22 protein-coding genes and 1 other RNA gene are annotated in these 26,036 nt (G+C 39.6%); 18 read left to right on the top strand and 5 right to left on the bottom strand.

The window, feature by feature from the left end:
- Positions 1-9: 9 nt before the first annotated feature.
- The 3 genes from C4S54_RS07560 to C4S54_RS07550 are packed head-to-tail and all read left to right on the top strand — an operon-like array spanning position 10 to position 2,778.
- The gene (locus C4S54_RS07560) at positions 10-738 is read left to right on the top strand and encodes a polyphosphate polymerase domain-containing protein (protein WP_103868985.1); all 729 of its coding nucleotides are present in this window, start codon (positions 10-12) and stop codon (positions 736-738) included.
- Entirely contained in the window at positions 735-1,406 is a 672-nt protein-coding gene (locus C4S54_RS07555) for a DUF4956 domain-containing protein (RefSeq protein ID WP_103868984.1), read from the top strand. Before C4S54_RS07560 ends, C4S54_RS07555 begins: the two co-directional genes overlap by 4 nt.
- Positions 1,399-2,778, top strand: coding sequence for a DUF4832 domain-containing protein (locus C4S54_RS07550; RefSeq protein WP_160110723.1), 1,380 nt, complete (start codon positions 1,399-1,401; stop codon positions 2,776-2,778). Before C4S54_RS07555 ends, C4S54_RS07550 begins: the two co-directional genes overlap by 8 nt.
- Positions 2,779-2,904: 126 nt before the next feature.
- On the opposite strand, the gene C4S54_RS07545 is transcribed toward C4S54_RS07550, so the two are convergent.
- A complete protein-coding gene (locus C4S54_RS07545; RefSeq protein ID WP_022776385.1) occupies positions 2,905-3,786 on the bottom strand; it encodes a YitT family protein in 882 nt (293 codons plus the stop codon).
- Between the two features lie 87 nt (positions 3,787-3,873).
- Entirely contained in the window at positions 3,874-4,851 is a 978-nt protein-coding gene (locus C4S54_RS07540; protein WP_103868982.1) for an AraC family transcriptional regulator, read from the bottom strand.
- Positions 4,852-5,006: 155 nt separating this feature from the next.
- Between C4S54_RS07540 and C4S54_RS07535 the strand changes: the two genes are divergently transcribed.
- The 10 genes from C4S54_RS07535 to C4S54_RS07490 all read left to right on the top strand — a co-directional run bounded on the left by C4S54_RS07535 (position 5,007) and on the right by C4S54_RS07490 (position 17,243).
- Positions 5,007-6,257, top strand: a complete 1,251-nt coding sequence (locus C4S54_RS07535) for an L-rhamnose isomerase (protein WP_103868981.1) — start codon at positions 5,007-5,009, stop codon at positions 6,255-6,257.
- Positions 6,258-6,288: 31 nt separating this feature from the next.
- Positions 6,289-7,137: a rhamnulose-1-phosphate aldolase gene (gene rhaD / locus C4S54_RS07530; RefSeq protein WP_103868980.1), complete on the top strand. Its 849-nt coding sequence runs from the start codon at positions 6,289-6,291 to the stop codon at positions 7,135-7,137.
- Between the two features lie 12 nt (positions 7,138-7,149).
- Positions 7,150-8,574 (top strand): rhamnulokinase, encoded by a 1,425-nt coding sequence (gene rhaB / locus C4S54_RS07525; RefSeq protein WP_103868979.1) that lies wholly within the window; start codon positions 7,150-7,152, stop codon positions 8,572-8,574.
- Between the two features lie 159 nt (positions 8,575-8,733).
- On the top strand, positions 8,734-9,777 hold the full coding sequence (locus tag C4S54_RS07520) for an ABC transporter ATP-binding protein (protein WP_103868978.1): 1,044 nt from the start codon (positions 8,734-8,736) through the stop codon (positions 9,775-9,777).
- A 20-nt stretch (positions 9,778-9,797) separates the two neighbouring features.
- Positions 9,798-10,676 carry a carbohydrate ABC transporter permease gene (locus C4S54_RS07515; RefSeq protein ID WP_103868977.1) on the top strand — a complete coding sequence of 293 codons (879 nt, stop codon included), beginning with the start codon at positions 9,798-9,800 and terminating at the stop codon, positions 10,674-10,676.
- A gap of 10 nt (positions 10,677-10,686) precedes the next feature.
- A complete protein-coding gene (locus C4S54_RS07510; protein ID WP_074884049.1) occupies positions 10,687-11,526 on the top strand; it encodes a carbohydrate ABC transporter permease in 840 nt (279 codons plus the stop codon).
- A 101-nt stretch (positions 11,527-11,627) separates the two neighbouring features.
- A complete protein-coding gene (locus C4S54_RS07505) occupies positions 11,628-12,950 on the top strand; it encodes an ABC transporter substrate-binding protein (protein WP_103868976.1) in 1,323 nt (440 codons plus the stop codon).
- A 179-nt stretch (positions 12,951-13,129) separates the two neighbouring features.
- The gene (locus tag C4S54_RS07500) at positions 13,130-14,440 is read left to right on the top strand and encodes an MBL fold metallo-hydrolase (RefSeq protein ID WP_103868975.1); all 1,311 of its coding nucleotides are present in this window, start codon (positions 13,130-13,132) and stop codon (positions 14,438-14,440) included.
- Between the two features lie 213 nt (positions 14,441-14,653).
- Positions 14,654-15,541 (top strand): ParB N-terminal domain-containing protein, encoded by an 888-nt coding sequence (locus C4S54_RS07495; protein WP_103868974.1) that lies wholly within the window; start codon positions 14,654-14,656, stop codon positions 15,539-15,541.
- 31 nt (positions 15,542-15,572) lie between these two features.
- The gene (locus tag C4S54_RS07490; protein WP_160110722.1) at positions 15,573-17,243 is read left to right on the top strand and encodes a TMEM164 family acyltransferase; all 1,671 of its coding nucleotides are present in this window, start codon (positions 15,573-15,575) and stop codon (positions 17,241-17,243) included.
- 158 nt (positions 17,244-17,401) lie between these two features.
- Here C4S54_RS07490 and C4S54_RS07485 read toward each other — a convergent pair whose 3' ends face one another.
- Complete coding sequence (locus C4S54_RS07485; RefSeq protein ID WP_103868972.1) at positions 17,402-18,760, bottom strand: MATE family efflux transporter; 1,359 nt, start codon at positions 18,758-18,760, stop codon at positions 17,402-17,404.
- A gap of 132 nt (positions 18,761-18,892) precedes the next feature.
- Positions 18,893-19,705, bottom strand: coding sequence for a hypothetical protein (locus C4S54_RS07480; RefSeq protein ID WP_103868971.1), 813 nt, complete (start codon positions 19,703-19,705; stop codon positions 18,893-18,895).
- Between the two features lie 118 nt (positions 19,706-19,823).
- On the opposite strand from C4S54_RS07480, the gene thrC reads away from it, so the two are divergent.
- From thrC to C4S54_RS07465, 3 genes are read left to right on the top strand one after another with little or no spacing between them, the layout of a single operon-like run.
- Entirely contained in the window at positions 19,824-21,317 is a 1,494-nt protein-coding gene (thrC, locus tag C4S54_RS07475) for a threonine synthase (RefSeq protein ID WP_103868970.1), read from the top strand.
- Positions 21,318-21,321: 4 nt separating this feature from the next.
- Entirely contained in the window at positions 21,322-21,663 is a 342-nt protein-coding gene (locus tag C4S54_RS07470; RefSeq protein WP_103868969.1) for a hypothetical protein, read from the top strand.
- Positions 21,664-21,689: 26 nt separating this feature from the next.
- Positions 21,690-23,060 (top strand): citrate/2-methylcitrate synthase, encoded by a 1,371-nt coding sequence (locus C4S54_RS07465; protein ID WP_103868968.1) that lies wholly within the window; start codon positions 21,690-21,692, stop codon positions 23,058-23,060.
- Positions 23,061-23,151: 91 nt separating this feature from the next.
- Here C4S54_RS07465 and deoC read toward each other — a convergent pair whose 3' ends face one another.
- Complete coding sequence (gene deoC / locus C4S54_RS07460) at positions 23,152-23,811, bottom strand: deoxyribose-phosphate aldolase (protein ID WP_022775309.1); 660 nt, start codon at positions 23,809-23,811, stop codon at positions 23,152-23,154.
- 93 nt (positions 23,812-23,904) lie between these two features.
- Here deoC and C4S54_RS07455 point away from each other — a divergent pair, with 93 nt between their 5' ends.
- A complete protein-coding gene (locus C4S54_RS07455) occupies positions 23,905-25,728 on the top strand; it encodes an aminopeptidase P family protein (protein ID WP_103868967.1) in 1,824 nt (607 codons plus the stop codon).
- Between the two features lie 95 nt (positions 25,729-25,823).
- Positions 25,824-26,032: non-coding RNA, 6S RNA (gene ssrS / locus C4S54_RS07450), on the top strand.
- Positions 26,033-26,036 lie beyond the last annotated feature (4 nt).

Genomic DNA, 26,036 nt, shown 5'->3' with positions numbered 1-26,036 from the left:
GGTGTATATATGGAAAAAACCTTTAGACATGAGTGGAAATACCTTATCAGCTATGGGGAGTTTGAAGCCTTAAAACCAAGGCTTTCTCCGTATTTCAAACTTGACCCCAATGCGATAAATGGAGAATATCTCATAAGAAGCCTGTATTTTGATGACTTTTTTAACAGTGCTTATGAAGAAAAAGATATGGGTGTATTCTTCAGAAAAAAATACAGGATCAGAATTTACAATTTTTCTGATAAAGGTATTAAACTCGAAAGAAAAATTAAAAACGATAAATATATTTATAAAGAAGCAGCAAACCTCACAAAAGATGAGGTATACAGGATAATTGACGGAGATTACGGATTTCTTTTGCAAAAGGACAATAACCTGTTAAAAGAGTTCTATGTTGAATGTGTAAGTAATGTTTTAAGACCAAGAGTTATTGTTGATTATGACAGGGCACCATACATTCATGATGGAGGAACCGTCAGGATAACCTTTGACAAAAAGGTCAGGGCAGCAATCGGAAGCTACGATATATTTGATCCCACACTTCCGACTCTCAATGCACTTCCTTCAGATAAGCTGATCATGGAAGTGAAATACACAGAGTTTTTACCGCAGCTGGTAAGGGATCTGTGCCCGCCTGCATCAAGCGAATTTACGGCTGCATCCAAATTTGTTTTGTGTTGTGATAAGACCGCTTACCTTAAAGGAAGCGATAATTATGTAGATGAGAGGTATATTATATGAGCGTTAAAGACATGATTAAAAAATCAATTTTAAATTCCGATGCGTATTCGACATACGATGTAGGAAGTATTGCAATAGCACTTTTAATTGCACTTTTGTTAGGAATTTTGATCTACCTTGTATATAGAAGATTTTATGCAGGTGTTATTTTTTCAAAGAGCTTTGCGGTAACCCTTATTGGTATGTGTGTTCTTACATGCATGGTTACTTTGGCAATCAGCACCAATGTTGTTATTTCCCTTGGTATGGTTGGTGCTCTTTCAATTGTAAGATTCAGAACCGCAGTTAAGGATCCACTTGATCTTTTGTATCTGTTCTGGTCCATAACTACCGGTATTACTGCGGGTGCTGGGATGTATGCACTTACTCTTGTAGCAGCAGTCATCATGATAATCATGATTGCTATTTTCTATTCAAGATCATCAAATGGCAAGATATATATCGCTGTTATCCATTATGAGGGAACAGAAGCCGGAGATGAGATTTTAAGAGCATTTGGTAAAAAGAAATACTTCGTTAAGTCCAAGACTATGCGCGGCGATGTTACAGAGCTTGCTGTAGAAGTTAATGTTAAGGGCGATGACTTCTTCTTTGAAGAAAAGATTAGAGACATTGACAATGTAAAAGATGTAACACTCATTCAGTACAATGGGGAGTATAATGCATAAAAGAAAGCTGATATTGCTGCTTGTATTGACTATACTTGCAGGAGTTTTAGTTGGAGCATTCTATATGTTCTTTAGTTTCAGAAAAGAAAAAGTTTTTTATTATAAGGCGGATGATGGCGTTTATCCCAATCCATATGTGGGATTTGCGCCTGATTGTGACAGCGTTGAATTGTGCCAGAACAGCACTCTTGTTTATATGAATCTTAAATGGAGTGACCTTGAGCCCGAAGAAGGCGTTTATGCCTGGGATGATATAGAGGCAGACAATCATCTGGATGAATGGAAAAAAGAGGGCAAGCACCTTGTCCTTAGATTTGTTTGCGATTATCCGGGAAGTGAAGAACATATGGACATTCCGGACTGGCTCTATGAAAAAACAAAAGACGGAGAGTTTTACGATATAGAGTATGGCCGTGGATACTGTCCTGATTACAACAACCAGATCTTTATAAGTGAACATGAAAAAGTTATAAATGAGATAGGAAGGCATTTTTCTGAAGATGGATTCCTTGCTTATGTTGAGCTTGGAAGTCTTGGACACTGGGGAGAGTGGCATACCTACTATCCTGCAGGTATTCCTAAAATGCCTCTTACAGAGACAAGGAGTATTTATGTACAACATTATGTAAATGCTTTTCCTTATGCCAGACTTTTGATGAGAAGGCCCTTTGCAGAAATGCCAGAAGACTTTGGTGTGTTCAATGATATGACAGGCGCAGAAGAGGATACTCTTGAGTGGCTTGAATGGATAAATGAGGGCGGCGTTTATAATGAGACTAAAGAGGAGAATGGCCTTAGAAGTGCTCCTGATGTATGGAATACTGCACCTGTTGGCGGAGAATTTACAAGTTCCATTCCTATGAGCACAATGCTGGGAATAGGCCTTGGGAAGACCTTATCGCTGCTTGATGATTCTCACATGAGTTTTATAGGCCCCAAAGTTCCTGAATGTCCAAGGGGGAACAACCTTCTTTCAGCATCTTTTGATGAAGTGCTTAAAAGAGTTGGTTATAGATACAGAGTCAGCTCGCTTAGCATGAAAAATGCAGCAAATAACACTACAGAAATTGAAATATCAATGACAAATGATGGCGTTGCACCGGTGTATTTTGATCTGGTGCCGTACATTTATATAGAAGATGAAAATGGCAATCTCCTGGAGAAACATCTGATCTCAATCGATCTTAAAGAACTTTGCCAGGACCAGGAGAAACAGAGTACCATAAATGTATCCAGTGATATTTTAAAGGAAACCGGAATAAAAATTTATGTTGGAATAGAAGAGCCCGGAAAAGATGCTCCTTCAGTTTATCTGACAATGGAAGCTGAGCGCGAAGGAGCAAAATCCCTTTTGTGGAGTAATCAGAAATAAAGAATAATGAAGAAGCTGTTTCATGGACTAAATTCATGGAACAGCTTTAAAATGAAGGTGTCTGCTTATCAATTAAGGATGAGCAGGCACCTTTTTTACTGATACACTTTTGGGTGTTCAAAGATTTTAGTCTCTTGGTCTCATATAGAAGTTACCCATTACTTCTTCTGTACGGATAGAGTTGATAAATGCGTTTGGGTCAATCTCTTTTATCTTAGGAATAAGCTTTCTGGTATCAGAAGCGCTTACGATAGAATACACGATCTTTTTATTCTTGTGGGCAAAAGAGCCTTCTCCGTCGATCAAAGTCGCGCCGTGACTACAGGTTGAATATATCATAGAGCAAACTTTGTCGGGCATATCGGTAATGATAAAAAGTGTTCTCTGCTGATAAGTGCGGTAAAGTACGTGCAGAGTCTGTGTTGAAACATACTGGAATATCATTGAGTAGAGGGCTTTTTCCCATCCAAACATAGCTCCGGCAATTGTGAGGACTATGACATTTCCTGCAAGGATAATAGGGAATGCATCGATTCCTTTTCTCTGTGATAAGAATATAGAAATAAAGTCCGTTCCACCGCTTGTTGCATCAACTTCAAGGCACATGGTGATGGCAACTGCATTTAAAATACCACCGAAAACTGCAACCAGAAGAGGATCATGTGTAACAGTGTGGATTGGAATGATATCTACAAAAATACCATTTGCCAAAACCATTATCATTGAAAACAATGTGAATTTCTTGCCTATGTAGCGAAAACCGATATAAACAGGAATTGCGTTCAGGCAAATATTGATAGGAGAGTAGGCGATCTGAAGCCCCAGGTATTTAAGGGCTGCCCTTTGGATAACAATTGTAAGTCCCTGTGCACCTCCCGGGATAAGTCCGCCACCATTAATGAAGGTCTGGATATTGATAGCCATTAGCATTGCGGCAAGCAGCACTACTACAAGTCTGATACAATCCCATCTTAAAGTGGTTACGATTTTCTTTTGCTTATCTGACATGAAAAAATACCTTCGCTATTTAAGAATAAAAAACTCATATGCAATTTATGTAAACAACAAATGCTCTAATAGTATATACGGAATAAACTACGAATTCAACCTGAAATCTCTAGGACTGCAACCAATTTTTCTTCTAAAGAGCCGGTGAAAAAAGCTTGTGTTGTCATAACCCACCATCACAGAAATATCAGCTATTGAAATATTGGTGTTTTTTAAAAGCTCCTGAGCCTTGTTCAGCCTTTTTGACTGCAGCAGCTCCTTGAAGGTGCTTCCCGTATTTTTCTTTATGATCCTGCTAAGAACGTAGGGGTCTTCGCCGACAGATCCCGAAAAGGAACTAAGTGAAGCATCCCTGTAATCTGTGTCTATATATCTTAAAAGCTTGAACATTATCTCCTGATCATAGGAAGTTCGCGACACGCCGATGGACTCTGTATGTTTTAGGAGATTTAAAAATAAAAGACCAATGGTTACCTGATTTACACTCTGGTAATCGGTGCTGTCTGTTCCTATCATATTCCAGATCATGTTTTCCATTATGTTCTGAATCTGTGGAATCTCAGATACTTTAAAATATAGAAAGTTTCCGTCTGCATTTTTCTTTGTCAGGCAGCTTACCAAAAAGTCTCTCAAAGGACTTTCGTTTTTTTCTAGCATTGAAAAGGCAGTGTCAAAGAATTCAGGAAGGATCATGAAATTAACAGCAATATCGTTTTCGCCTGCAGGAAGTATCTCCTGTCTGGCATGCTGGTTCATGAAAAGAAGGTCGCCCTCCTTTAAAACAATGCGCTGTCCGTCGATGATATGCGTGGTTTCACCCTGACACATATAGATGAATTCCACGTAATTGTGTGTATGAAGAGGAAAGTGAATAAAACGCACATGAGGACGCATATCTATTAATTTACCATCCTGAAGCACTCTGGAGGAATCAATTTCGTCGTGGGGAGAAGATGTCTTTTCATCACTGTAGTAAAGAGTTCTGTTGATGTGCTCCTCACCGCCTAGTATAGCCTCTTCTTCTTCTGTTATTGGACTTAATATATCAAGTATTTTTTTATTCATATTTTCATTCTATATAAAAATTTTTGCGTTTGCAAGAAAGGACGTATTTTTTGTTTTTATCAGACCTTAAATTCCTTTTGGATTTCAATTAAGCTTTATTTAGTAAAAAGGTAGTATGTGCAAGCATGCAAAGATCACGAGAAGGAGAAGGGGAAATGACAGTTAAAGAAAGATATGAAGAAGCTAAAATGCGCTATTCAAAGATTGGCGTTGATACAGAAAAAGCCATCAGTGAGCTTTCAAAAATTAAGCTCTCAATGCACTGCTGGCAGGGTGATGATGTAATAGGTTTTGATCAGAAAGGACCTCTTACAGGTGGAATCCAGACAACAGGAAATTATCCTTACAAGGCAACAACTCCTGAAGAACTCATGGCTGATATAGATAAGACACTTAGCCTTGTTCCAGGTAAGCATAAGATCAATCTTCACGCTTCTTATGCTATTTTTGAAGATGGCGAATGGGCTGACAGAGACGCTCTTGAGCCAAAGCACTTTAAAAAGTGGGCTGAGTTTGCAAAGGAAAGAGGACTTGGCATTGACTTTAACCCAACATATTTCAGCCATCCAAAGTCTGATAATGGAACACTTTCAGCTGCAGATGAGGATGTAAGAAAGTTTTGGATAAGACATGGTCAGGCATGCCTTAGAATTTCTGAGTACCTTGCTTCTGAGACAGGCCAGGTATGTATGATGAATATTTGGATTCCTGATGGACTTAAGGATGTACCTGGTGACAGAAAGGCTCCAAGAGAAAGACTTAAGGCTTCTCTTGATGAAATTCTTGCTACACCTTATGACAAGAATAAAGTTGCAGTTGCTGTTGAGTCAAAGGTATTTGGAATCGGAGCAGAGTCATATACAGTTGGAAGCCACGAGTTCTATATGAATTATGCTGCAAAGAATAACGTTATGTGTCTCATTGATACAGGACACTTCCATCCTACAGAGAATGTAGCTGACAAGCTCAGCTCAATGCTTCTTTTCTATGACAAGATGGCACTTCATGTATCACGTCCTGTTCGCTGGGATTCAGACCACGTTGTTATCTTTAATGATGATGCAAGAGACCTTGCTCAGGAGATCGTAAGAAACGGTGCTGACAGATTCTATATTGGTATGGACTACTTTGATGCAAGCATTAACCGTATTTCAGCCTGGACAAACGGAATGAGAAATTTCCTGAAGGCTCTTTTGTATGCAGAGCTTCAGCCAATGGAGAAATATACTGAGCTTCAGAATGCCCAGAACTTTACAGAGCTCATGTCACTTACAGAGCAGATCAAGATGCTTCCTGTTGGTGATGTTTGGAACTATTACTGTGAGAAGAACGGTGTAGCTCTTGAAGAGGACTGGTTCAAAGACTGCATGGAATATGAGAAAAATGTTCTTTCAAAGAGAGCATAAGTAAATATTTGGATTAAGGAGATTTTTTGAAATGAAAGTATTAGATGCTAAGTTTGCAAAGGGATTCTGCCGTATGTGCGTTGACGGTTTTTACCAGGGATGGCATGAGAGAAACGGCGGTAATCTCAGCTACAGGATCAAGCCTGAAGAAATTGAATCAGTAAAAGAGGAACTTGACGAGTCTTCAGAGTGGAAACCAATTGGAACAACAGTAAAAGATCTGGCCGGCGAGTATTTTATGGTCACAGGTTCAGGTAAGTACTTCAGAAATGTAGAGATTGATCCTGCAGCAAATGTCTGCATCATAAAGGTTGATGATCAGGGCGAGAACTACAAAATCTTATGGGGACTTGTTGAAGGAGGAAGACCAACATCAGAACTTCCTTCACACCTTATGAATCTTGAAGTGTGCAAAAAGAGAAATCCTGAGATCAGAGTGGTATATCACTGCCATCCTGCAAATACAATTGCTCTTACATACGTTCTTCCTCTTGACGGAAAAGTATTTACAAGAGAGATCTGGGAAATGGCTACAGAGTGTCCTGTAGTATTCCCTGATGGAATCGGCGTAGTACCGTGGATGGTTCCGGGCGGAAAAGAAATCGCTGTTGCAACTTCAGAGATCATGAAGAAGCAGGATGTAGCTATCTGGGCTCATCACGGAATGTTTGCCTGCGGAACAGATTTTGACATTGCATTCGGACTTATGCATACAGTAGAAAAGGCGGCAGAAGTTCTTGTTAAGGTTATGTCCATGACAAATAAAAAGAGACAGACAATTGAACCTGATGATTTCAGAGCCCTCAACGGACCATTTGGAATCAAGGTAAATGAAGAATGTCTTTATACAAAAAAGAGCGATATTATCGGCGAAGTTTAATGGAGACTTACTATGAAATACTATTTAGCAGTTGATATAGGAGCGTCATCCGGCAGACATATCCTGGCGCATATGGAAGACGGCAGGATAGTACTTGAAGAAGTTTACCGCTTTTACAATGGCATGGAAGACAAGGATGGGCACAAAATCTGGAACGCTGAAAAACTTTTTGATGACATTCTTGAAGGTATGAAGAAGTGCAAGGAGATTGGCAAGATTCCTGTGACTATGGGAATTGATACCTGGGGCGTTGATTTTTGTCTGCTTGATAAGGATGACAAGAGGATTGGAGATCTGGTTGCTTACCGTGATGACAGAACTGCGGGAATGGATGAAGAAGTCTATAAGATCGTTTCCGAAGATGAGCTTTACGAAAGAACCGGAATCCAGAAGGCTATTTTTAACACTATTTATCAGCTTATGGCCCTTAAGACAAAAGAGCCTGAGAAGTTAAAGGAAGCAAGGACCCTTCTTATGGTTCCTGACTATTTCCATTTTCTTCTGACAGGAGTCAGGAAACAGGAATATACCAATGCTTCAACGACACAGCTTCTTGATGCAAAAACAGGCGAGTGGGATCACGAGCTTATCAAAAAGCTCGGTTTTCCTGATGAACTTTTCGGAGAACTCTCCATGCCCGGAACAGTAGTTGGACCATTAAAAAGAGAAATAGCTGAAAAAGTTGGCTTCGATCTTAAAGTTGTTCTTCCTGCCACCCATGATACGGGTTCTGCGGTTATGAGCGTGCCATGCACTGAAGAAAACACTCTTTATATTTCTTCTGGAACATGGTCACTTATGGGATGCGAGCTCCCAAAGGCAAATTGCTCAAAAGAAGCTAAAAATGCCAACTTCACAAATGAAGGCGGATACGAGAAAAGATACAGATTCCTTAAGAATATCATGGGCCTTTGGATGATCCAGTCTGTGAAAAAAGAATTTGAAGCAGGATTTGATTATCCTGGAAAAAATAAGGATGATGATTATTCTTTTGCAAATCTTTGTGACAGGGCAAAAGAGGAGACTATAGATTCTATTGTTGCAGCCAATGACGGAAGATTTTTAAATCCGGAATCTATGGTAAAAGAAATCCAAAATGCCTGTCGTGAAGGCGGTATGCAGGTTCCTGTAACTCCATGGGAAATATCAAGAGTAATTTACAGAAGCCTTGCAAAATGTTACAAAGAGACAACGGAAGAGATAGAAAACATCACCGGAAAGAAATTTGACTCTGTAAATATAGTGGGAGGCGGGTCTAATGCTGTTTATCTTAATGAACTGACAGCAGCAGAAACAGGCCGCGCAGTAAATGCAGGTCCCGGAGAAGCCACTGCTATAGGCAATATTGGAGCACAGATGCTTTCAAATGGCGTATTTACAAATCTTTCGGAGTTTAGGGAGTGTGTATACCAGTCATTTGGCGTAATTAGATACTAATGATCATAATTTTTCAAAGCCCATCAGATTTTCTGGTGGGCTTTAAATTTGACATTAAAGAAAATTTTAATTTTTTATTAATAAAGTTTTTATTTTTTTGGGTTTTAATGTATAATGAAAGGCTGCACTGTAAATTTAGTTTAATTAGGGTAGGTAGAAATGGATATTAGAATTGAAAACTTAACAAAAACATATGGCAACCTTAATGCTGTAGATCACATGAATCTGAGTATTAAGGATGGTGAACTCGTAGGTCTTCTCGGACCATCAGGCTGCGGTAAGTCAACAACTCTTTTCATGCTCTCCGGACTTACAACTCCAACAGAAGGAAAAATTTATTTTGGTGATAAAGATGTTACATCTATTCCTCCAGAGGATCGTGAAATTGGACTGGTGTTCCAGAACTATGCATTGTATCCACATATGACAGTAGAGGATAATATCACATTTCCTTTGATCAACAGAGGTATGAAGAAGGCTCAGGCACGTGAGGAAGCCTTTGAAATTGCCAAAGTTGTAAAGATCGATGAATATATGAAGAGACGTCCAAGCGAGCTTTCAGGCGGACAGCAGCAGCGAGTTGCAATCGCAAGAGCACTCGTTAAAAAGCCTCAGGTTCTGCTTCTTGACGAACCTTTATCAAACCTTGATGCAAAACTTCGTGTTGCTACAAGAGAAGAGATCAGACGTATCCAGCAGGAAGTTAAGATCACAACTATTTTCGTTACACATGACCAAGAAGAGGCTATGAGTATTTCAGATCGTATCGCTGTTATGAAGACAGGTGTTCTTCAGCAGTATGAGGTTCCTCAGACAATGTATCTGAATCCTGCAAACTCATTTGTAGCTAATTTCCTTGGTATGCCTGAGATCAACAACATTGAGATCGATGTTAAGGATGGTGTTATTACTGCAGATGGAATAGTTCTCAGAAAGGGAGTATCTCTTGCTGATGGACATTACAAGGCTGGTATCAGACCTGAGTCATTCTTTGTTGATGATAACGGAGCATCTCTTGAAGTAGACAATATTCGTATGACAGGCCGTGACCTTCTCATCTTTACCAAGCTTGGAAACACTAACGTAAGAGTACTTGTACATTCATATATGCAGGTAGCTGTTGGCGACAAGTTTGGAGTATCTGTTCGTGATGGACATATTCTTGTATTTGATGACAATGAAATGCTTCTTGGCAGATTCTGATTTGGAGAAGGGAGATTATCATGGACAAAAAGAGCTTTAAGGGGTATCTCTACCTCCTTCCATCAATAATCATCATGATCTGCTTTACTCTTTATCCTTTGGTAAGAGCGATCATTATGAGTTTTTTAGGTAACTACAGTATTATCAATGATGGTTACACTTCAATTGGCTTTGAAAACTATCAGGCTTTGTTCTCAGATCCTGATTTTGGAAAGTCACTTATGAACACAGCAATCTACGTTATCTGCGTAGTGCCTGCTTCAATTATTTTGTCACTTCTTTTTGCAGTTCTTATCAATAGCTGCAAAAAGCTTAAGGCTTTATTTCAGACTATATACTTCCTTCCATATGTTACCAGCGTAATTGCTATCGGTATTGTATGGAGATGGATGTTTAACAGTAACTACGGTCTTATAAATTATGTGCTTAGTATTTTTGGAATTGAGCCTATCCAGTGGCTTAATCTTCCTGAATATGCAATGCCTGCACTTATTATCTTTGCTATCTGGAAGAGCATGGCATTTAATATTTTGATCTTCCTTGCAGGACTTCAGACAATTCCTGAAGACCTTTACAGAGCAGCAAGAATTGATTCCACACCACGTTTTCGTGTATTTACAAGGATCACCGTTCCTTCACTTGCACCTATGATCGTTTATTCAAGTGTTATCGGTATGATCGGAGCATTTAAGGTTTATAATGAAGTCTTCTCACTGTTCCAGGGCAAGGCAGGCCCAGCCAACAGTGCAATGACAATTGTTTACTACATTTATGACAAGTTCTACAACAGCTATAAATATGGCGTCGCTGCCGCAGGTAGTGTTGTATTGTTCCTGATAATACTTGCGCTTACACAGATCCAGCTCAGAGTAACTGGCGGACGTAAGGGCAAAAACTAAGGAGGGCGCCATGAAGAATAATAGAAAAGTTGTAAATATAATCGCGGAAGTTTTAAAATATGTGATCCTGGTTGCTGGTTCAGTATTTACTATACTTCCTTTCATCTGGATGATATCTTCATCGCTTAAGACACCGGCTGAACTTGTTCAGGTTCCACCTGCACTTTTCCCGGAAGTACCTCAGTGGCTTAACTATAAGTCAGCCTGGGAGGCAGCACCATTTGCAAGATATCTTGTAAATACAATCATCGTTACAATTTGCACAACAGCCGGAGTTTTGGTTACAACAGTTCTTTCTGCATTTGCATTTTCAAGATTGAACTTTCCGGGAAAGAAAACAGTATTCTCACTGTTTTTGGCAACACTTATGATTCCTGGTGAAATGCTTATCATCACAAACTACGAGACAATCATAAAACTTAAATGGATAGATTCCTATAGGGCTATGATCGTGCCATGGATCTCAAGTGCGTTCTACATTTATCTGCTTACAAGATTCTTTATGCAGGTTCCTGAATCACTTTATCTTGCCGCTAAGGTTGATAAGTGCTCAGATTTTAAATACATGATAAAAATCATGGTACCTATGAACAAACAGGCTATTTTCTCAATTGCAATCCTTAACATTATCAGTTCATGGAATGCATTCCTGTGGCCACTTCTTGTTACTAACTCACAGGAGATGAGAGTTCTTTCAAATGGTCTTGTTCGTTTCCAGACAGAGGCAGGCTCTTCAACAGAACTTATAATGGCTGCTTCATGTATTTTGGTAATGCCTATCATTATTATCTATCTGTTCCTTAGAAAGTACATCATTGAAGGTGTAACAAGAAGCGGACTTAAGGGATAATACATGACCTAAAGGCAGATATTAAGTCAGGTCAACATGGCGTAAGCCGTTGATGATACAATGTTAAGCGCCCATATGGGCAAAGAAGGGAGAATTTTCAAATGAAAATGAAAAAGTTAGGTGCAAGTATTCTTGCTACTATCATGGCAGCATCTATGCTTGCTGGCTGCGGACAGAGCAGCACACAGACATCTGAGACCGCATCTGACGCACAGGTTTCAGAAGCTACAGAGGTAGCATCTGACGCTGCTACAGCCGCTGATGAAGCAGCTGCTACAAAGTCTATCGAGCCTACAGAGATCACATTCTGGCATTACATGACAGGTAATCTTGAAGAGACTCTTACAGCACTTACAGATGAGTTCAACTCAACAAACGAGTATGGTATCACTGTTACTCTTGTAAACCAGGGATATGCAAGTGACCTTCAGACAAAGCTTCAGGCTAGTGCTGCAGCTGATGCACTTCCAGATCTTACACAGGCTTATAACAACTGGCTTACACCTTACCTTGACAAGATCGTTCACCTTGATGATTTTGTTGCAAATGATTTCGACAACTGGGATGACATTGTAGAAGCTTACCGTGGTGAGTGCTCAGAATTCGGATTCGTACACGCTGTACCATTCAACAAGTCAACATACGTTCTTTTCTACAACAAGACACTCTTTGATGAACTTGGAATTGAAGCTCCTAAGACATGGGCTGATGTAGAAGCTGACGCTAAGATCGTAAACGATGCTAAGGGAATCGCTTTCATCGGATATGATGACAGCACAGGTGCTATCGAAGCTACTCTTAAGCAGAACGGTGAGAACTTCGTTGATGAGACAGGTGCTTTATTCGATACAGACGGTGGCCGTGAGGCATTTGAGTATCTTTCAAACCTTTACAGCAACGGATATGCTCGTCTTGTTGGTGAAGACGGATACTTCTCAAACGTAATCAGCAACCAGAACATTGCCAGCTACGTTGGTTCTTCAGCAGGTGTTTCTTACATCACAGCTGACGGATGGGAACTCGGTGTAGCTCCACTTCCAGGAAACAAAGTAAACGCAGCTAACATGGCAGGAACAAACATCGTTATGTTCTCACAGGATACAAACAAGCAGCTTGCAGCTTGGGAGTACCTCAAGTTCCTTACAAGCACAGAGTCAACATCTAAGTGGGCTGTTTCAACAGGATACCTTCCAGTAAGACAGTCAGCTTATGAGACAGCTGAATACAAGGCTTACATGGCAGAGAACATCTGCGCAGCAGCTTGCTATGAGCAGTCTAAGGACTTCTTCTACTCACCAACATTCAATGCATCAAACGACATCAGAAACAGCGTTGCTCCTGCATTCGAGCAGCTTGTTCTTGACAAGGCTGATGCTCAGACTTGGTTCGACACAATCCTTAGCACAATTAACGCACAGTATTAATGATATTTGGTCATTGACCAAGGCGTATATCATTAATAATAAAAAGCATACAAGATTCACAGGGCCTTCTACTTTGTAGTAGGAGGCTTTTCTTATCTAATGGAATAAGTAATCCATGGGATAAGAAAGGCTTTCTTCATGAATGTCCTGAAATGTATTTTAGTTAAGGAGAAAGAGTTATGACTAATCTAAAGTTTTATAGTGGATTACGTGAGATAGGCGGTACAGTTGTTGCTGTAGAGACTGACAAGGCAATCTGTATCTTTGATTTTGGCTATGCTCACGCTGACAGGATAGATGATAAGGTTAAAGTCAGAAAAGACAAGGAAACAATTGACCTTGTAAGACTTGGAGTCCTTGACAGAGTTGATGGAATATATGAGGAAAAAGATGCTCATGAGCTTGGACTTAAAGCATATGGGGAAATTGATAAGGAAGTGTTTGTCATCATTTCTCATATGCATATTGATCATATGGGAGGCCTCGGAAGCCTTGCAAGTAAACTTCCTGTATATATGAGTAGAGAATCAGCAGTTCTTTATCATGAACTTGGAGTTATGGGAGAACTTGAGCTTAGAGAACATGAGAACGTTCTTCCTATTGATTATGATGCTTCTATAACCGTAGGAGATATCAAGGTTACCTGTGTTCAGGTAGATCATGATGTAGTAGGTGCCTGCGGATTTCTTATTGAGACGGGTGATGGAAAATTATGCTATACAGGTGACTACAGATATCATGGACATCATCCTGAGATCAGTAAAGCTTTTGCAGAAAAGTGCAAGGGCGCAGATTACATGATCACTGAGGGAGTTACCATAAGCTTTGGCGATGTGGATATGCTCTCACTTGAAGGTCCTGTAAGAGATAACAGTGAGTGGACTTTGTTAGAGGATATGAAAACTCATGCTAAGGAAGAGAGCGGCCTTATCGTTATCAATAATTACAATAGAAATGTTGAACGAGTTCACAGAATGATCGGAGCATTAAAAGAGTGCGGAAGAGTATTTGCTCTTGAACCAGCCCAGGCCGATTATGTGGCAGCCTTTTATCCTGAAGATTATTTTGAAGTATATCTTCCTGAAGGTGGAGAGCTTAACACTCCGTTATTAAAGGGCAGAAAAGTTGTTACAAGAAAAGAACTCATGGCTAGTGCCGGTAAATATATCCTTCAGCAGGATTATAAGAATGTATACGAGCTCTTTGACCTTAAAGACTGTATTTCTTTATACCTGCATATGGATGGAGCACCACTTGGTGACTATGATCCTTCATTCAAAAAGTTCTATGAGCTTTTGGATGTTCTTGGGCTTAATTACATAAAGTGTGGACTTGGCGGACATGCTGAGCCATATTATCTCAGAAGAACAGTTGATGAGATTGCCCCAAAGACGCTTATACCACTTCACAGCTTTAGACCTGAACAGTTTAAGTCTGATAAAGTTGAAAAGATTATCCTTCCACAAGAGGGAGAGACAATTTCATTCTAAACTATAAGACTTCACAAATTATGGATTCTTAAATCCAACATTTGTGAAGTCTTTTTATTATTCTGCACTAAAAAGGTATGAGAAACCTTTTGTTCTGCTAATTTTCATAGTAATTTAATCGCAATTTTATATATGTTAACGAGGAAAAAAGACCTATATGTTATAATGATGGCGTCAACTAAAAAACGTGCTTTATTGTATGGAGTAATGTGAATGGCGAGCAGTAATTCTTTTGATCAGTTTATTAGTGATGAAATTGAAAAAGGTAGAGGCCTGTATGTCCCTGTAAAAGCTAGCCGTTTTGAGCGTATGTTTGTGAAAAGGCATGATTGCAAGGACCTTCATCCCAATCCGGATGATGAGTTTAGTGATCCTGCCATAGGCCCAAGCTATAGAATAATATCTGACTATGAAAAAGAGTTCAGGGACAGATTAAAAAAGGGAGAGGAGCCAATAACTGAGCCGCTTATTGTTGGCAAAGTTCACCCTGAAGGCTATATGCTCATCAATGGCCATCATAGATGGGCAGCTGCATTGAAAGTTGAAATAAAAAAGGTTCCAATAAAAATCATCAACATGATGAGTGATGAGGAACTTCAAAGAATAGTTGAATCATCACAACATGATAAGCGAGTAACCATGGACCTTGACGAAGTCGTATTCAAGAGCAAATGGGACAACTATGTTGAAAAGGAGACAGGATTCCACTTTGGCTCTAAGATAAAAAAGAAAATGATGCTCGGAATTCCCGCGCTTTTCAATTATCTTACGACTCATGGCTATGACATATTTGTATACTCGTCAGAGTTCTATTCTATTGATGATATAAGACGTTACTTTGACAGGTTCTTTGTTCATGTGGATGGAATCATAACAGGAACAGGGAAAAAGAATGTAAAGTTTTCCGAGACCCAAAAGAACGTCCAGAACCTTATCAAAAACAAGTACGCCAAAACAATACACATCGACAATGACTCTGTTATTTGCACCCACAGTGGCACAGGTGAATTCGAAGAATACGACCTCGAAGTCCCAGGCTCTCTATGGTCCAAAAAGGTCATCGAGATCATCGAAAAGATTGATGCACCACCCGCAGAGTAGGCAGTCCACCCTTCAAGGAGAAAACAAAACTATGGATCTTAGATTCCCGGAAAGACCTGAAATGTTTGGTGCTTTACATTTTTCTTATATTGCTCTGACAGTATTTTTCAGCAGTATTGCGATTTATCACATCAAAAATAAGAGCGAAAAATATCTCCTGAAGCTGCTTCATTATATTGGTCTTTTCATGATCATCTCCGAAATTATCAAGCAATTATTTTGCTATTTTTACATTTATGGAAAAGAGCCCAATCTTACTTATTTTCCGTGGCAATTGTGCTCAATGGCCATGTATTTTGCATTCTTAGTTCCATATCTTAAAGGGAAAATGCAAGATGCTGTTCTTGTATATCTTAGTACGTTCTCATTTTTGGGTGGCATAATGGCTATCATACTTCCCAAAAATATGCTGCTTAGTGAAGTGTTCTTTACAACTCATTCCTTCATATATCATATTCTTATCATTATTACTTCCTTTATTGCAATGATAATTCTTAAGGGGAGAAATCTCCCGATTTTCCGTCATGCGCTTATTCTTTTCTTAATAACAGCAGTTATAGCTGAAATCGTTAACGTTCTGGGAAAGGTGTTGATAGGCGATCCTTCCCGCGAACCAAATATGTTCTACATCAGTCCTTTTTATCCGACTAAGCAAGCAATTTTGTCTGATATTGCCAGGATTTTTGGAATAATTCCTGAGGTGATTCTATACCTGCTTTTAATTGTTCTGATTGCTTATATGATTTTTATAATTGAATCTAAGACAATTTGGAAAAAGAGTGCTCCGATTCCTTCGCCACTTGTGCAGTCGAGAGCATACGTGATCAATTTTCAAAGAGGAAGAAGTATCATTGCTTTTATCGCTTGCGTGATTGTGTTTATCTTTTGCTCTTATGCGGTTATTTGCGGGCTGCTTGATGATCCGACAGAACTTCAACCTGAAAGGAGAGGAGCTCTTTTCCACTTATTCACAGTAAATGCTAATGTTTTTTCGGCGCTTGGTGCAATCATGATGGTTCCCTATGCCGTGGAGGGTATCAGGAAAAAGCATTTTACATATCCAAAATGGATTCAGGTCGTTCAATATTCGGGAGCAATTTGCACTACCCTGACAATGATCTTTGTTCTTTTTCTGATATTTCCTGTTGCAGGTTCATTCGTTGCTTTCGGTGGTATTTATGTTTGGTTGCATCTGGTATGCCCGATCATGTCGTTGATTCTTTTGTTCAGTGTTGACAGCAGTATCGAGATCACAAAGAAGGATGCTCTTATCGCAGTCAGCCCTTTCTGTTTTTATGCCATAGTTTACTTTATCCAGGTAGTCGTCATGGGTGAAGCTAATGGAGGTTGGCGAGATATCTACCGTCTTGTAGCTTATTTGCCTCCATATGTATCGGCTCCTATTATGCTGGCATTCGCACTGGGGATTGCTTTTGTTATCAGATTCTTTTACAACCGCCTCTCAAAAAGGAGGCAGCAGGCTCTGCGCCAAATGTGGGATGATTCGTTATCGCCGGTTGAAATCCGCATAGAGATGTATGGGCTTGGTCATTTTAATGGAAAAAACAGCGATATTAATAACGTTATAATTCCTATTGATATAATCCGTGATCTTTCATACAAATATTCAATTGAGATGACAGATCTCTTAAAAGCCTATAACAAAGGCCTGGTTGACGGTCTTGAAGAAAAGAATTTGTAACGAGATTCAATGTACTTACATTATTTGATTTAGACGTATTCAATAACATCCAGCTTGTTGCCATAAACTTCTAAACTCGAAATGTCACGCAAATGGTTCTCTGCGGGGACCACCTACTCTGTGGGTGGGGCGCTACTGTCAGGGATGGAGCGATGGCGTTAGAAGAGTCCTTTGCGCCAGGACTTTTGGTGGTAGCGGATGAAGGCGGTGACACCCACTATTGTCCAGGTGATGCCGGTAGATATCCATAGGCCCCAGGCTCCGAGGAAGGGAAGGGAGCAGAAGAAGGCTGGGAATATTACTCGGCCGACCATTTCTGAGATGCCGGAGATCAGTGGGAACTTTGCGTCGCCGGCTCCGTTGAGTATTCCACGGCAGACGTAGATTGTTCCTAGTGGGAGATAGAAGCTTGAAAGGATCCTCATGGCTGTTTTGCCAAAGGCTATTACTTCAGGTTCGTTGACAAATACTCTCATGAGGAAATCGCCGAATATCCACATAAGAGGGATCATGATAAGGGCGTATGTGCCCATCATTGTCATACCGACTCTATAGCCTTTCTTTACCCTGTCACCTTTTTTGGCACCGATATTCTGGCCTGAGTAGGTGGATAGAGAATCTCCAAGGGCTTTGAACTGCATATTTACAAGGTTTTCGATTTTGCTTGTTGTAGTGAAGGCGGCGATAACAACTGCTCCAAAGGAGTTGATTACTCTTTGAAGTATGACAAAAGAGAGGGCAATAAGTCCGCTCTGAAGCGCCATTGAGCCGCCTAGCGTGTAGCATTTGATTATTATATTTTTATCAAGTACAAAATCTTTTTTTTTAAATTTAAAGACCGGATTTTTTAAAAGGGCATATCCAATTGAAAGGGCTGCGGATAGAGCCTGAGCTGTTATGGTTGCTATAGCAAGTCCTTTTACCCCAAGATCAAAGTAAATAACAAAAGCAAGATCCATCAGGATATTAAGAAAACTGGAAACAATAAGGAAATATAGAGGCGTTTTGGAATCGCCGATTCCTCGCATTATGTAGGAAATTGTATTGTAAAGAGCTGTGCCTATAAAACCAATGCAGGTTACAGACATGTATATAACTGAACTTTCAAGGATCTCATCAGGAGTTTTCAAACCGTAGATTAGTACCGGACGGGACAAAGAAGCACCAAGGCAACCCACAAATATAGATGTGGCGCTTACCATAAAAAAGGCGTTGGTAATTGTTTTTCTTACACCGTCTTTATCGCCTGAACCAAAGAACTGAGAAACAATAATACCTATTCCGGTGGCAAGTCCGTTTCCAAGTGCGAAAAAGAGATTTGTTATGTGACCGGTTGAACCTACTGCGGCGAGAGCGTTGGAATCGATGAACTTTCCGGCAATAATAGTATCTACTATATTGTAGAACTGCTGGAAAATATTACCTATCATCATGGGTACCATAAAGCTTATGAGAAGGCTGAAGGTATCGCCATTTGTCATGTCTTTTGAATACTTTTTTGGGATGGGATTTGCCATTGAAACTTGTTTCTCCTAAATATGATAAAAAATGCTGCCGTGGGGAAAGAAAGAAAAACCCAGGCAGCTATTTTAGTTTAGTACATTATACTAGTATAATCTAATTAAAATGTGATATATCCATATGAAAAATTATGATTTAATGCCATTTTTTTTCAGTGCATATATCTTCTTAGGAATTTTTACCTTCACATAAAGGTCAGCATACTGCGAAGCGCTGAGATCTTCAATATAGTTTAGCTGATATTTTTTATTTACCCCGTTTTTTATAAGGATATCTGCTGCCTTATTATAGGCAATAGCAGCTTCGATTTCTGAATTGTAGACACCTACAACATAATTACTTTTAATATGTATGAAGGTCTTGTATCTGATAAAACCCTTGTGGGCAAACTGCCTTACACCGTGGTAGCGGTTTAGGATAATTATATTTTCATATCTTAGATCATAGGGATCATCATTGGCAAAAAGATAGTCTCTGCCGGATACAGCATAACTTTTTATCCCATAGCGCTGCAGGATAGAGAGCTGGCTTCCATAATCTGCGACAAAAAGATGCCCTCCGCGCTTCATGATCTTGTGGGATGAGTAGTAAAAAAGATCATCAATATCAAATTTCAAAATTTCATCAGGAGATAAGTAGTAAAGAAAATATTTTTTTTCAAGATAGATCGGATTTGGGATATATATGCCTTTGTCCCGGAAATTGATCAGTATCACGCACTTTTCAAAAGGAAGGTTCATTCCTTTTTTGTAGGAAGAAATTACAAAGTTTTCACTGTGGAGAATATAGTAGCTTTCATCATAAACAGCACTGGCTTTTTTCAGAGTCGGATATGAGCCAAGTGATATGTGTTTTCCATTAAAAACTATGGATGTTCTGTAAGACGGTGTGCCGTTTTTTAAAGCCGTCTTATACACTCCGGTATGTTTTCTTTGCTTCAAAAGTAGTCCCCCGCTATTTACTTTACTAATTCAAAGTGCTAAATTATTATGGATATACTGTTTGGCGTTATGGTATACTAACCATATCTATTTTACCAACAAAAGAGGAGTGAAGGCAATGGCAAAGGAAGTTTTGTACAGTAGCACAAGAGGAGCTTTAGGTAACATTCATGCATCTGAAGCTATCTTAAAAGGTCTTGCGGGCGATGGCGGTTTATATGTTCCGGACCATATTCCACATCTTGAAAGATCACTTAGAGAAATTGCATCTTTAAGCTATCAGGAAACAGCTTATGAAGTAATGAAGTTATTCCTCACCGACTATACTGAGGAAGAACTTAAATACTGCATATCACATGCATATGATTCCAAATTTGATACAGAGGAGATAGCTCCTTTAACAGAAGCAGACGGAGCTTTCTATCTTGAACTTTATCATGGCTCAACTATTGCATTTAAGGATATGGCGCTGTCAATTCTGCCTTATCTTATGGTTACAGCTGCTAAAAAGAATAACGTTAAAAATGAGATAGTTATTCTTACAGCGACAAGTGGGGATACAGGAAAGGCTGCACTTGCAGGTTTTGCAGACGTTCCCGGCACCAAGATCATTGTCTTTTACCCAAAACACGGTGTAAGCCCTATTCAGGAAAAGCAGATGGTCACACAAAAAGGTGATAACACATGCGTTATAGGTATCGAGGGCAATTTCGACGATGCGCAGACAGGTGTTAAAAAGATATTTACAGATCCTGAGCTTGCAAAAGAAATGGACGGCAAGGGATTCCAGTTTTCATCTGCCAATTCTATCAACATTGGAAGACTTGTTCCTCAGATTGTTTATTATGTTTATTCTTATGCAAAACTCCTCAAAGAGGGCAGAATTGCAGATGGCGACAGCATAAACGTAGTAGTTCCTACAGGTAACTTTGGCAATATCCTTGCAGCTTATTACGCAAAAAATATGGGTGTGCCAATTTCAAAACTTATATGTGCATCCAACTCAAATAAGGTACTTTTCGACTTCTTTAAGACTGGTGAGTATGACAGAAACCGTGACTTTGTACTTACAGCCTCACCTTCAATGGATATACTTATTTCATCTAACCTTGAGAGACTTATCTACCATATTTCAGGTGATAATTCTGCAAAAGATGCTGAGTTCATGGAAAAGCTTTCTAAGGATGGAAAGTATGAGATCACAGATGAGATGAGAGATAAGCTCACAGATTTCTTTGGAGGCTATGCTTCTGAAGAGGAGACATTTGAGACTATCAAAAATCTGTTTGATAAGACAGGATATCTCATTGATACTCATACAGCTGTAGCAAGCTGCGTATACAATAAATACGTAAAAGAGACAGGTGATAAGACTGTTTCAGTTATTGCTTCCACAGCAAGCCCATATAAGTTCACAAGAAGTGTTATAAATGCTCTTGGAATTTCAGAAGAGGGCAAGGATGACTTTGAACTTGCTGATAAGCTCAGTGAAGTATCAAAGGTTGAGATACCTGAGGCTGTAACATCTATCAGAACAGCTGACGTATTACACAAGACAGTAGTAGATAAAACAGAAATGGAGAAGGCAGTAAGGAATTTCCTTGGCCTGTAAGTAAATGGACACATTTAGTAATATTTTTGATATTTTGATTATTTTTGGCGGCGCTATCATAATTTATTACGCCGAGCAGATGAAAGCTAATGATATAATTAAAGTAGGAATAATGGTTCCTCCTTCAGTTAATGTCAAGAAGATGAAGGATAGGGAAGGCTTCAAGGCTTATGCTTTTCCGAGACATTTTTTACAGGGACTGATACTGATGGTATTAGGGCTTGTAGGAATCGGATGTGACTTGTATTCAAGGCCTGACCTGCATGCCATCGTTTACATTGTTGTTCTTGCTTTCTATATCATCGGAAATCTCTTTATAGAGAAAGGAAAAAAGAAATTCTACTAAAAATGCTTATATAACAGGAGGTGCGTATGGATTTAGGAAAAGGGTACTACTCGGATAACACACCGGAAATTGTTGAGTTGTCTAAGCTTTCAGAAGCAGCTGATCAGATTGAGAATGATCTTTTTATCAAATATGACGTAAAAAGAGGATTAAGAGACTTAAACGGTAAGGGCGTACTTACCGGCCTTACAAGGATTTCAGAGATCATTGCCAAAGAGGTTGTTGATGGCAAAGAAATTCCTAAAGACGGTGAGATATACTTTAGAGGCTATGATGTCCACAACCTGATAGATGCTGCAGTTAAAGAGAACAGATTTGCGTTTGAAGAATGCGCATACCTTCTCTTATTTGATAAACTTCCTTCTGGAAAAGAGCTGTTTGAATTTGAAAAACTACTTGGAATATATAAGAGTCTTCCGCCTAGCTTTGTGAGAGATGTCATCATGAAGGCTCCAAGCCGCGATATGATGAACACTCTTGCAAGGAGCGTTCTGACTCTTTATTCCTATGACGATCATGCTGATGATGTTTCACTTCCTAATGTGCTTAGGCAGTCACTTCAGCTGATCAGCATGTTCCCGCTTTTATCAATTTACGGGTATCATGCCTACAACCATTATCATGAGGGCAATTCCCTCATTATCCATCCGCCAAAGGAGGAGCTTTCTACTGCAGAGACGATTCTTTATCTCCTTAGACCTGACAGCAAGTATACAGAACTGGAAGCAAAGCTTTTGGATATTTGTCTGGTGCTCCATATGGAGCATGGTGGCGGTAACAATTCATCTTTTACAACCCATGTGGTTAGCTCAAGTCTTACAGATACTTACTCTGTTATTGCAGCTGCCATCGGCTCTTTAAAGGGACCTCGTCACGGCGGTGCCAATATCAAGGTTGTACACATGTTTGATGACATCGAAGAAAATGTAAAGGACTGGAAGGATGAAGAAGAGGTAGGAGCGTACCTTGATAAGATCCTGAATAAAGAAGCATTTGATAAATCGGGACTGATCTACGGTATCGGTCATGCTATTTATTCTAAATCTGATCCAAGGGCTATGATCTTAAAGAGCTTTGTTGAAAAACTCGCTGTTGAAAAGGGAAAAGAAGATGAGCTTGCTCTTTATGAAATGGTAGAGCGACTTGCACCAAAGATCATCAGCGGTGAGAGAAAAATGTACAAAGGCGTAAGTGCCAATGTGGATTTCTATTCAGGTTTTGTTTACAGAATGCTTGAGCTTCCTGAAGAACTTTATCCGACCATCTTTGCTATAGCAAGGATTGTTGGCTGGAGTGCTCACAGAATGGAAGAGCTTGCCAACAACGGCAAGATCATCAGACCTGCTTATATGGCTATAGAGCCCAGAAAAGAATATGTTCCTATGTCGGAGCGATAATTTGAATAACATGTAAAAAACTCACGCAGACCAAACTGCGTGAGTTTTTTATTGGCATTCTCCCAAGGAGACATGTATTTTCTGATTAGAATTAGAGGTTGTATTTTGCTGCGATAAGTGGAGCAACCTTTGAAGAACCGATACGGCTGCAGCCTGCATTTGCATAAGCAAGAGCATCCTCTATTGTGCGGATTCCGCCAGCAGCTTTGATCTTAACATCAGGACCGATGTGCTTTTTGAAGAGCTCTATGTCTTCAAGAGTAGCACCTGCGCTGCCGAAGCCTGTTGAAGTCTTGATATAGTCTGCCTTAGCTTCTGTAACGATCTTGCAAAGCTCAATCTTTTCCTCTTCTGTAAGGTAGCAAGTCTCGATGATGACTTTAAGGAGCTTGTCTCCACAAGCCTCACGGATCATCTTAAGCTCTTTTCTTACTTCATCGTATCTGTGATTTTTAACATCACTGATATTTACAACAGTATCAATTTCTTCTGCACCGTCAGCGATAGAATCCTTTGCTTCTACAACTTTAGATGAAGCTGAGTTGTAACCAAGAGGGAAACCAATAACTGTGCAGAGCTTTAAGCTGTCGCCATATTTATCGTGAACTCTTTTAAGATATGTCTGTGGGATGCATACGGTAGCAGTTCCGTATTTAACTGCTTCATCGCAAAGTGCAACGATCTGCTCCCATGTGGCATCAGCCTGTAAAAGTGTGTGGTCAATAAGCTTTAAAATATCTTTTTCTTCCATAACAACTCCTTTTTTAATAAAACAAGAATGTATTGATAATTATATACTTAAATCATAAAATATAAAATAGTGTTTTGCAGGAGGATTTATTAAATGGCAAAAGAGAATACAGTTATAAAAGACAGACTTGAGAAATTACGCGCTGCAATGGCAAAGAACGGCATTGATTACTATATTATGCCAACTTCAGACTATCACAATTCTGAGTATTCTGCAGATTTCTTCAAAGTAAGAGAGTATTTCTGCGGATTTGACGGATCTAACGGAACACTGGTAGTATCACAGAATTTTGCAGGAATGTGGACTGATGGAAGATATTTCATCCAGGCAGAGAATCAGATGAAGGGCACAGGAGTAGAACTCTTTAAGATGCTCAATCCAGGTGTTCCTACAATTGCAGAATTTCTTTTTGACAATATGAAAGATGGAGAGACATTAGGCTTTGATGGAAAAGTTATATCAACCAGTGTTGGTGAGAATTATGAGAAAAAGCTTTCCGGCAAAGCTGTAAAATACAAGATCGATAAAGATCTTGCTGAGGATGTCTGGACTGACAGACCTGGACTTCCTTGTCACGATATGTATGTACTGTCTGACGAGCTTTGTGGCAGATCATTTAAGGAGAAACTTGCAAATGTCAGAAGCAAGATGAGAGAGTTCGGAGCAACTGCTCATCTGTTGAGTAAGCTTGATGATATCATGTGGCTTACCAATCTTCGTGGAAGCGATGTTGAGTGCAATCCTGTTGCACTTGCTTATGCATATATTACTTTTGACAGATTTGTTCTCTTTGTTCAGGAAAAAGAGGTGACAGATGAAGTAAGAGCATACTGCGATAAAGAAGGCATAGAGCTAAAAGATTACCATCAGGTAATGAACTTTATCTCAGAAGTTAAGCTTGACGGAAATGTTCTTTGTGATAAGAGAAACACTAATTTCCTTACATATAAGACACTTCTTGACAGAACAAAAGAGGCAGGAGTTCTTTTAAAGAATGAGAAAGATCCTACTGAGATCATGAAGGCTGTTAAAAATGACACTGAGCTTAGAAATATCAGAGAAGTATATTTAAAGGACAGTGTTGTTCTTACTAAGTTTATTTACTGGGTAAAAAAGAATGTAGGAAAAATTCCTATGACTGAGTATACTGCAGCTGAAAAGCTCGATGGTATGAGAGCAGAGCTTCCCGGATTTATAGAGCTTTCTTTCCCTACTATCAGTGCTTACAAAGCTAATGCTGCAATGGCTCATTATGAAGCTACTAAAGATAACGCAGCAGAAGTTAAAGCTGATGGAATGCTCCTTGTTGACTCAGGTGCTACATACATGGGCGGAACAACTGATGTTACCAGAACTATTGTAGTTGGTGAGATCTCAGATGAGATAAAGAAGCACTACACAGCAACTGTAATGGGAATGCTAGGTCTTGCATCTTCCAAGTTTATGGAAGGCTGCACCGGCAGAAATGTAGATACTTTTGCAAGAATGGCACTTTGGGAAATGGGCATTGATTACAACCACGGAACAGGTCATGGAATCGGATATATGCTCAATGTTCATGAGGGACCTCACAGCATCAGATGGAGATTTAACGAGGGCATGCATGAGGCAGTTCTTCAGCCGGGAATGATCGTTTCTGATGAGCCTGGTGTTTACATTGAGGGAAGCCATGGCATACGAATCGAGAACATTGTCGAAGTGGTTGAAAGAGAAACTAACGAGTATGGAAGATTCCTTGGATTTGACCATCTCACTTATGCCCCTATTGATCTGGAGGCAATTGACAAGAAATATATGCAGCCTAAGGACATCGAAAAGCTCAATAATTACCATAAGATGGTCTATGAAAAGGTGTCTCCTTTCATCGATGATGAAGATGTAAAGAGCTGGTTAAAAGAGGCTACAAGGGCAATTTAATAAGTTTAAGTTTTCATAAAAATACTGTTAAAAAACGCGTAGACCCTTGAAAAATAAGGCATTTTGAATATAATAGAGTTAGAAGTACATAAGTACTTCTCCTGGGGTGTCCGACATCTCCTGTGTAATTTGAACCTACATTACTTTAAACGGGACTCCTACATCACCATTTTTTATGTCACGCCTTCGGCTCTGCGCATGCGCAGAACAAGCTTTGGGAGAGGAAGACAGCGATAATGGTTGCGGTAACCCACCTGGCGTTAGCTAGGAGTCAAATAACAGGAAACGGCATTTTGGGGTAAATTAGG

The organism is Butyrivibrio sp. Su6 (genome assembly GCF_900108105.1).
Classification (GTDB): domain Bacteria; phylum Bacillota; class Clostridia; order Lachnospirales; family Lachnospiraceae; genus Butyrivibrio.
The sequence above is the reverse complement of the archived record's forward strand: the minus strand, read 5'-3'. Positions and strand labels throughout refer to the sequence as shown.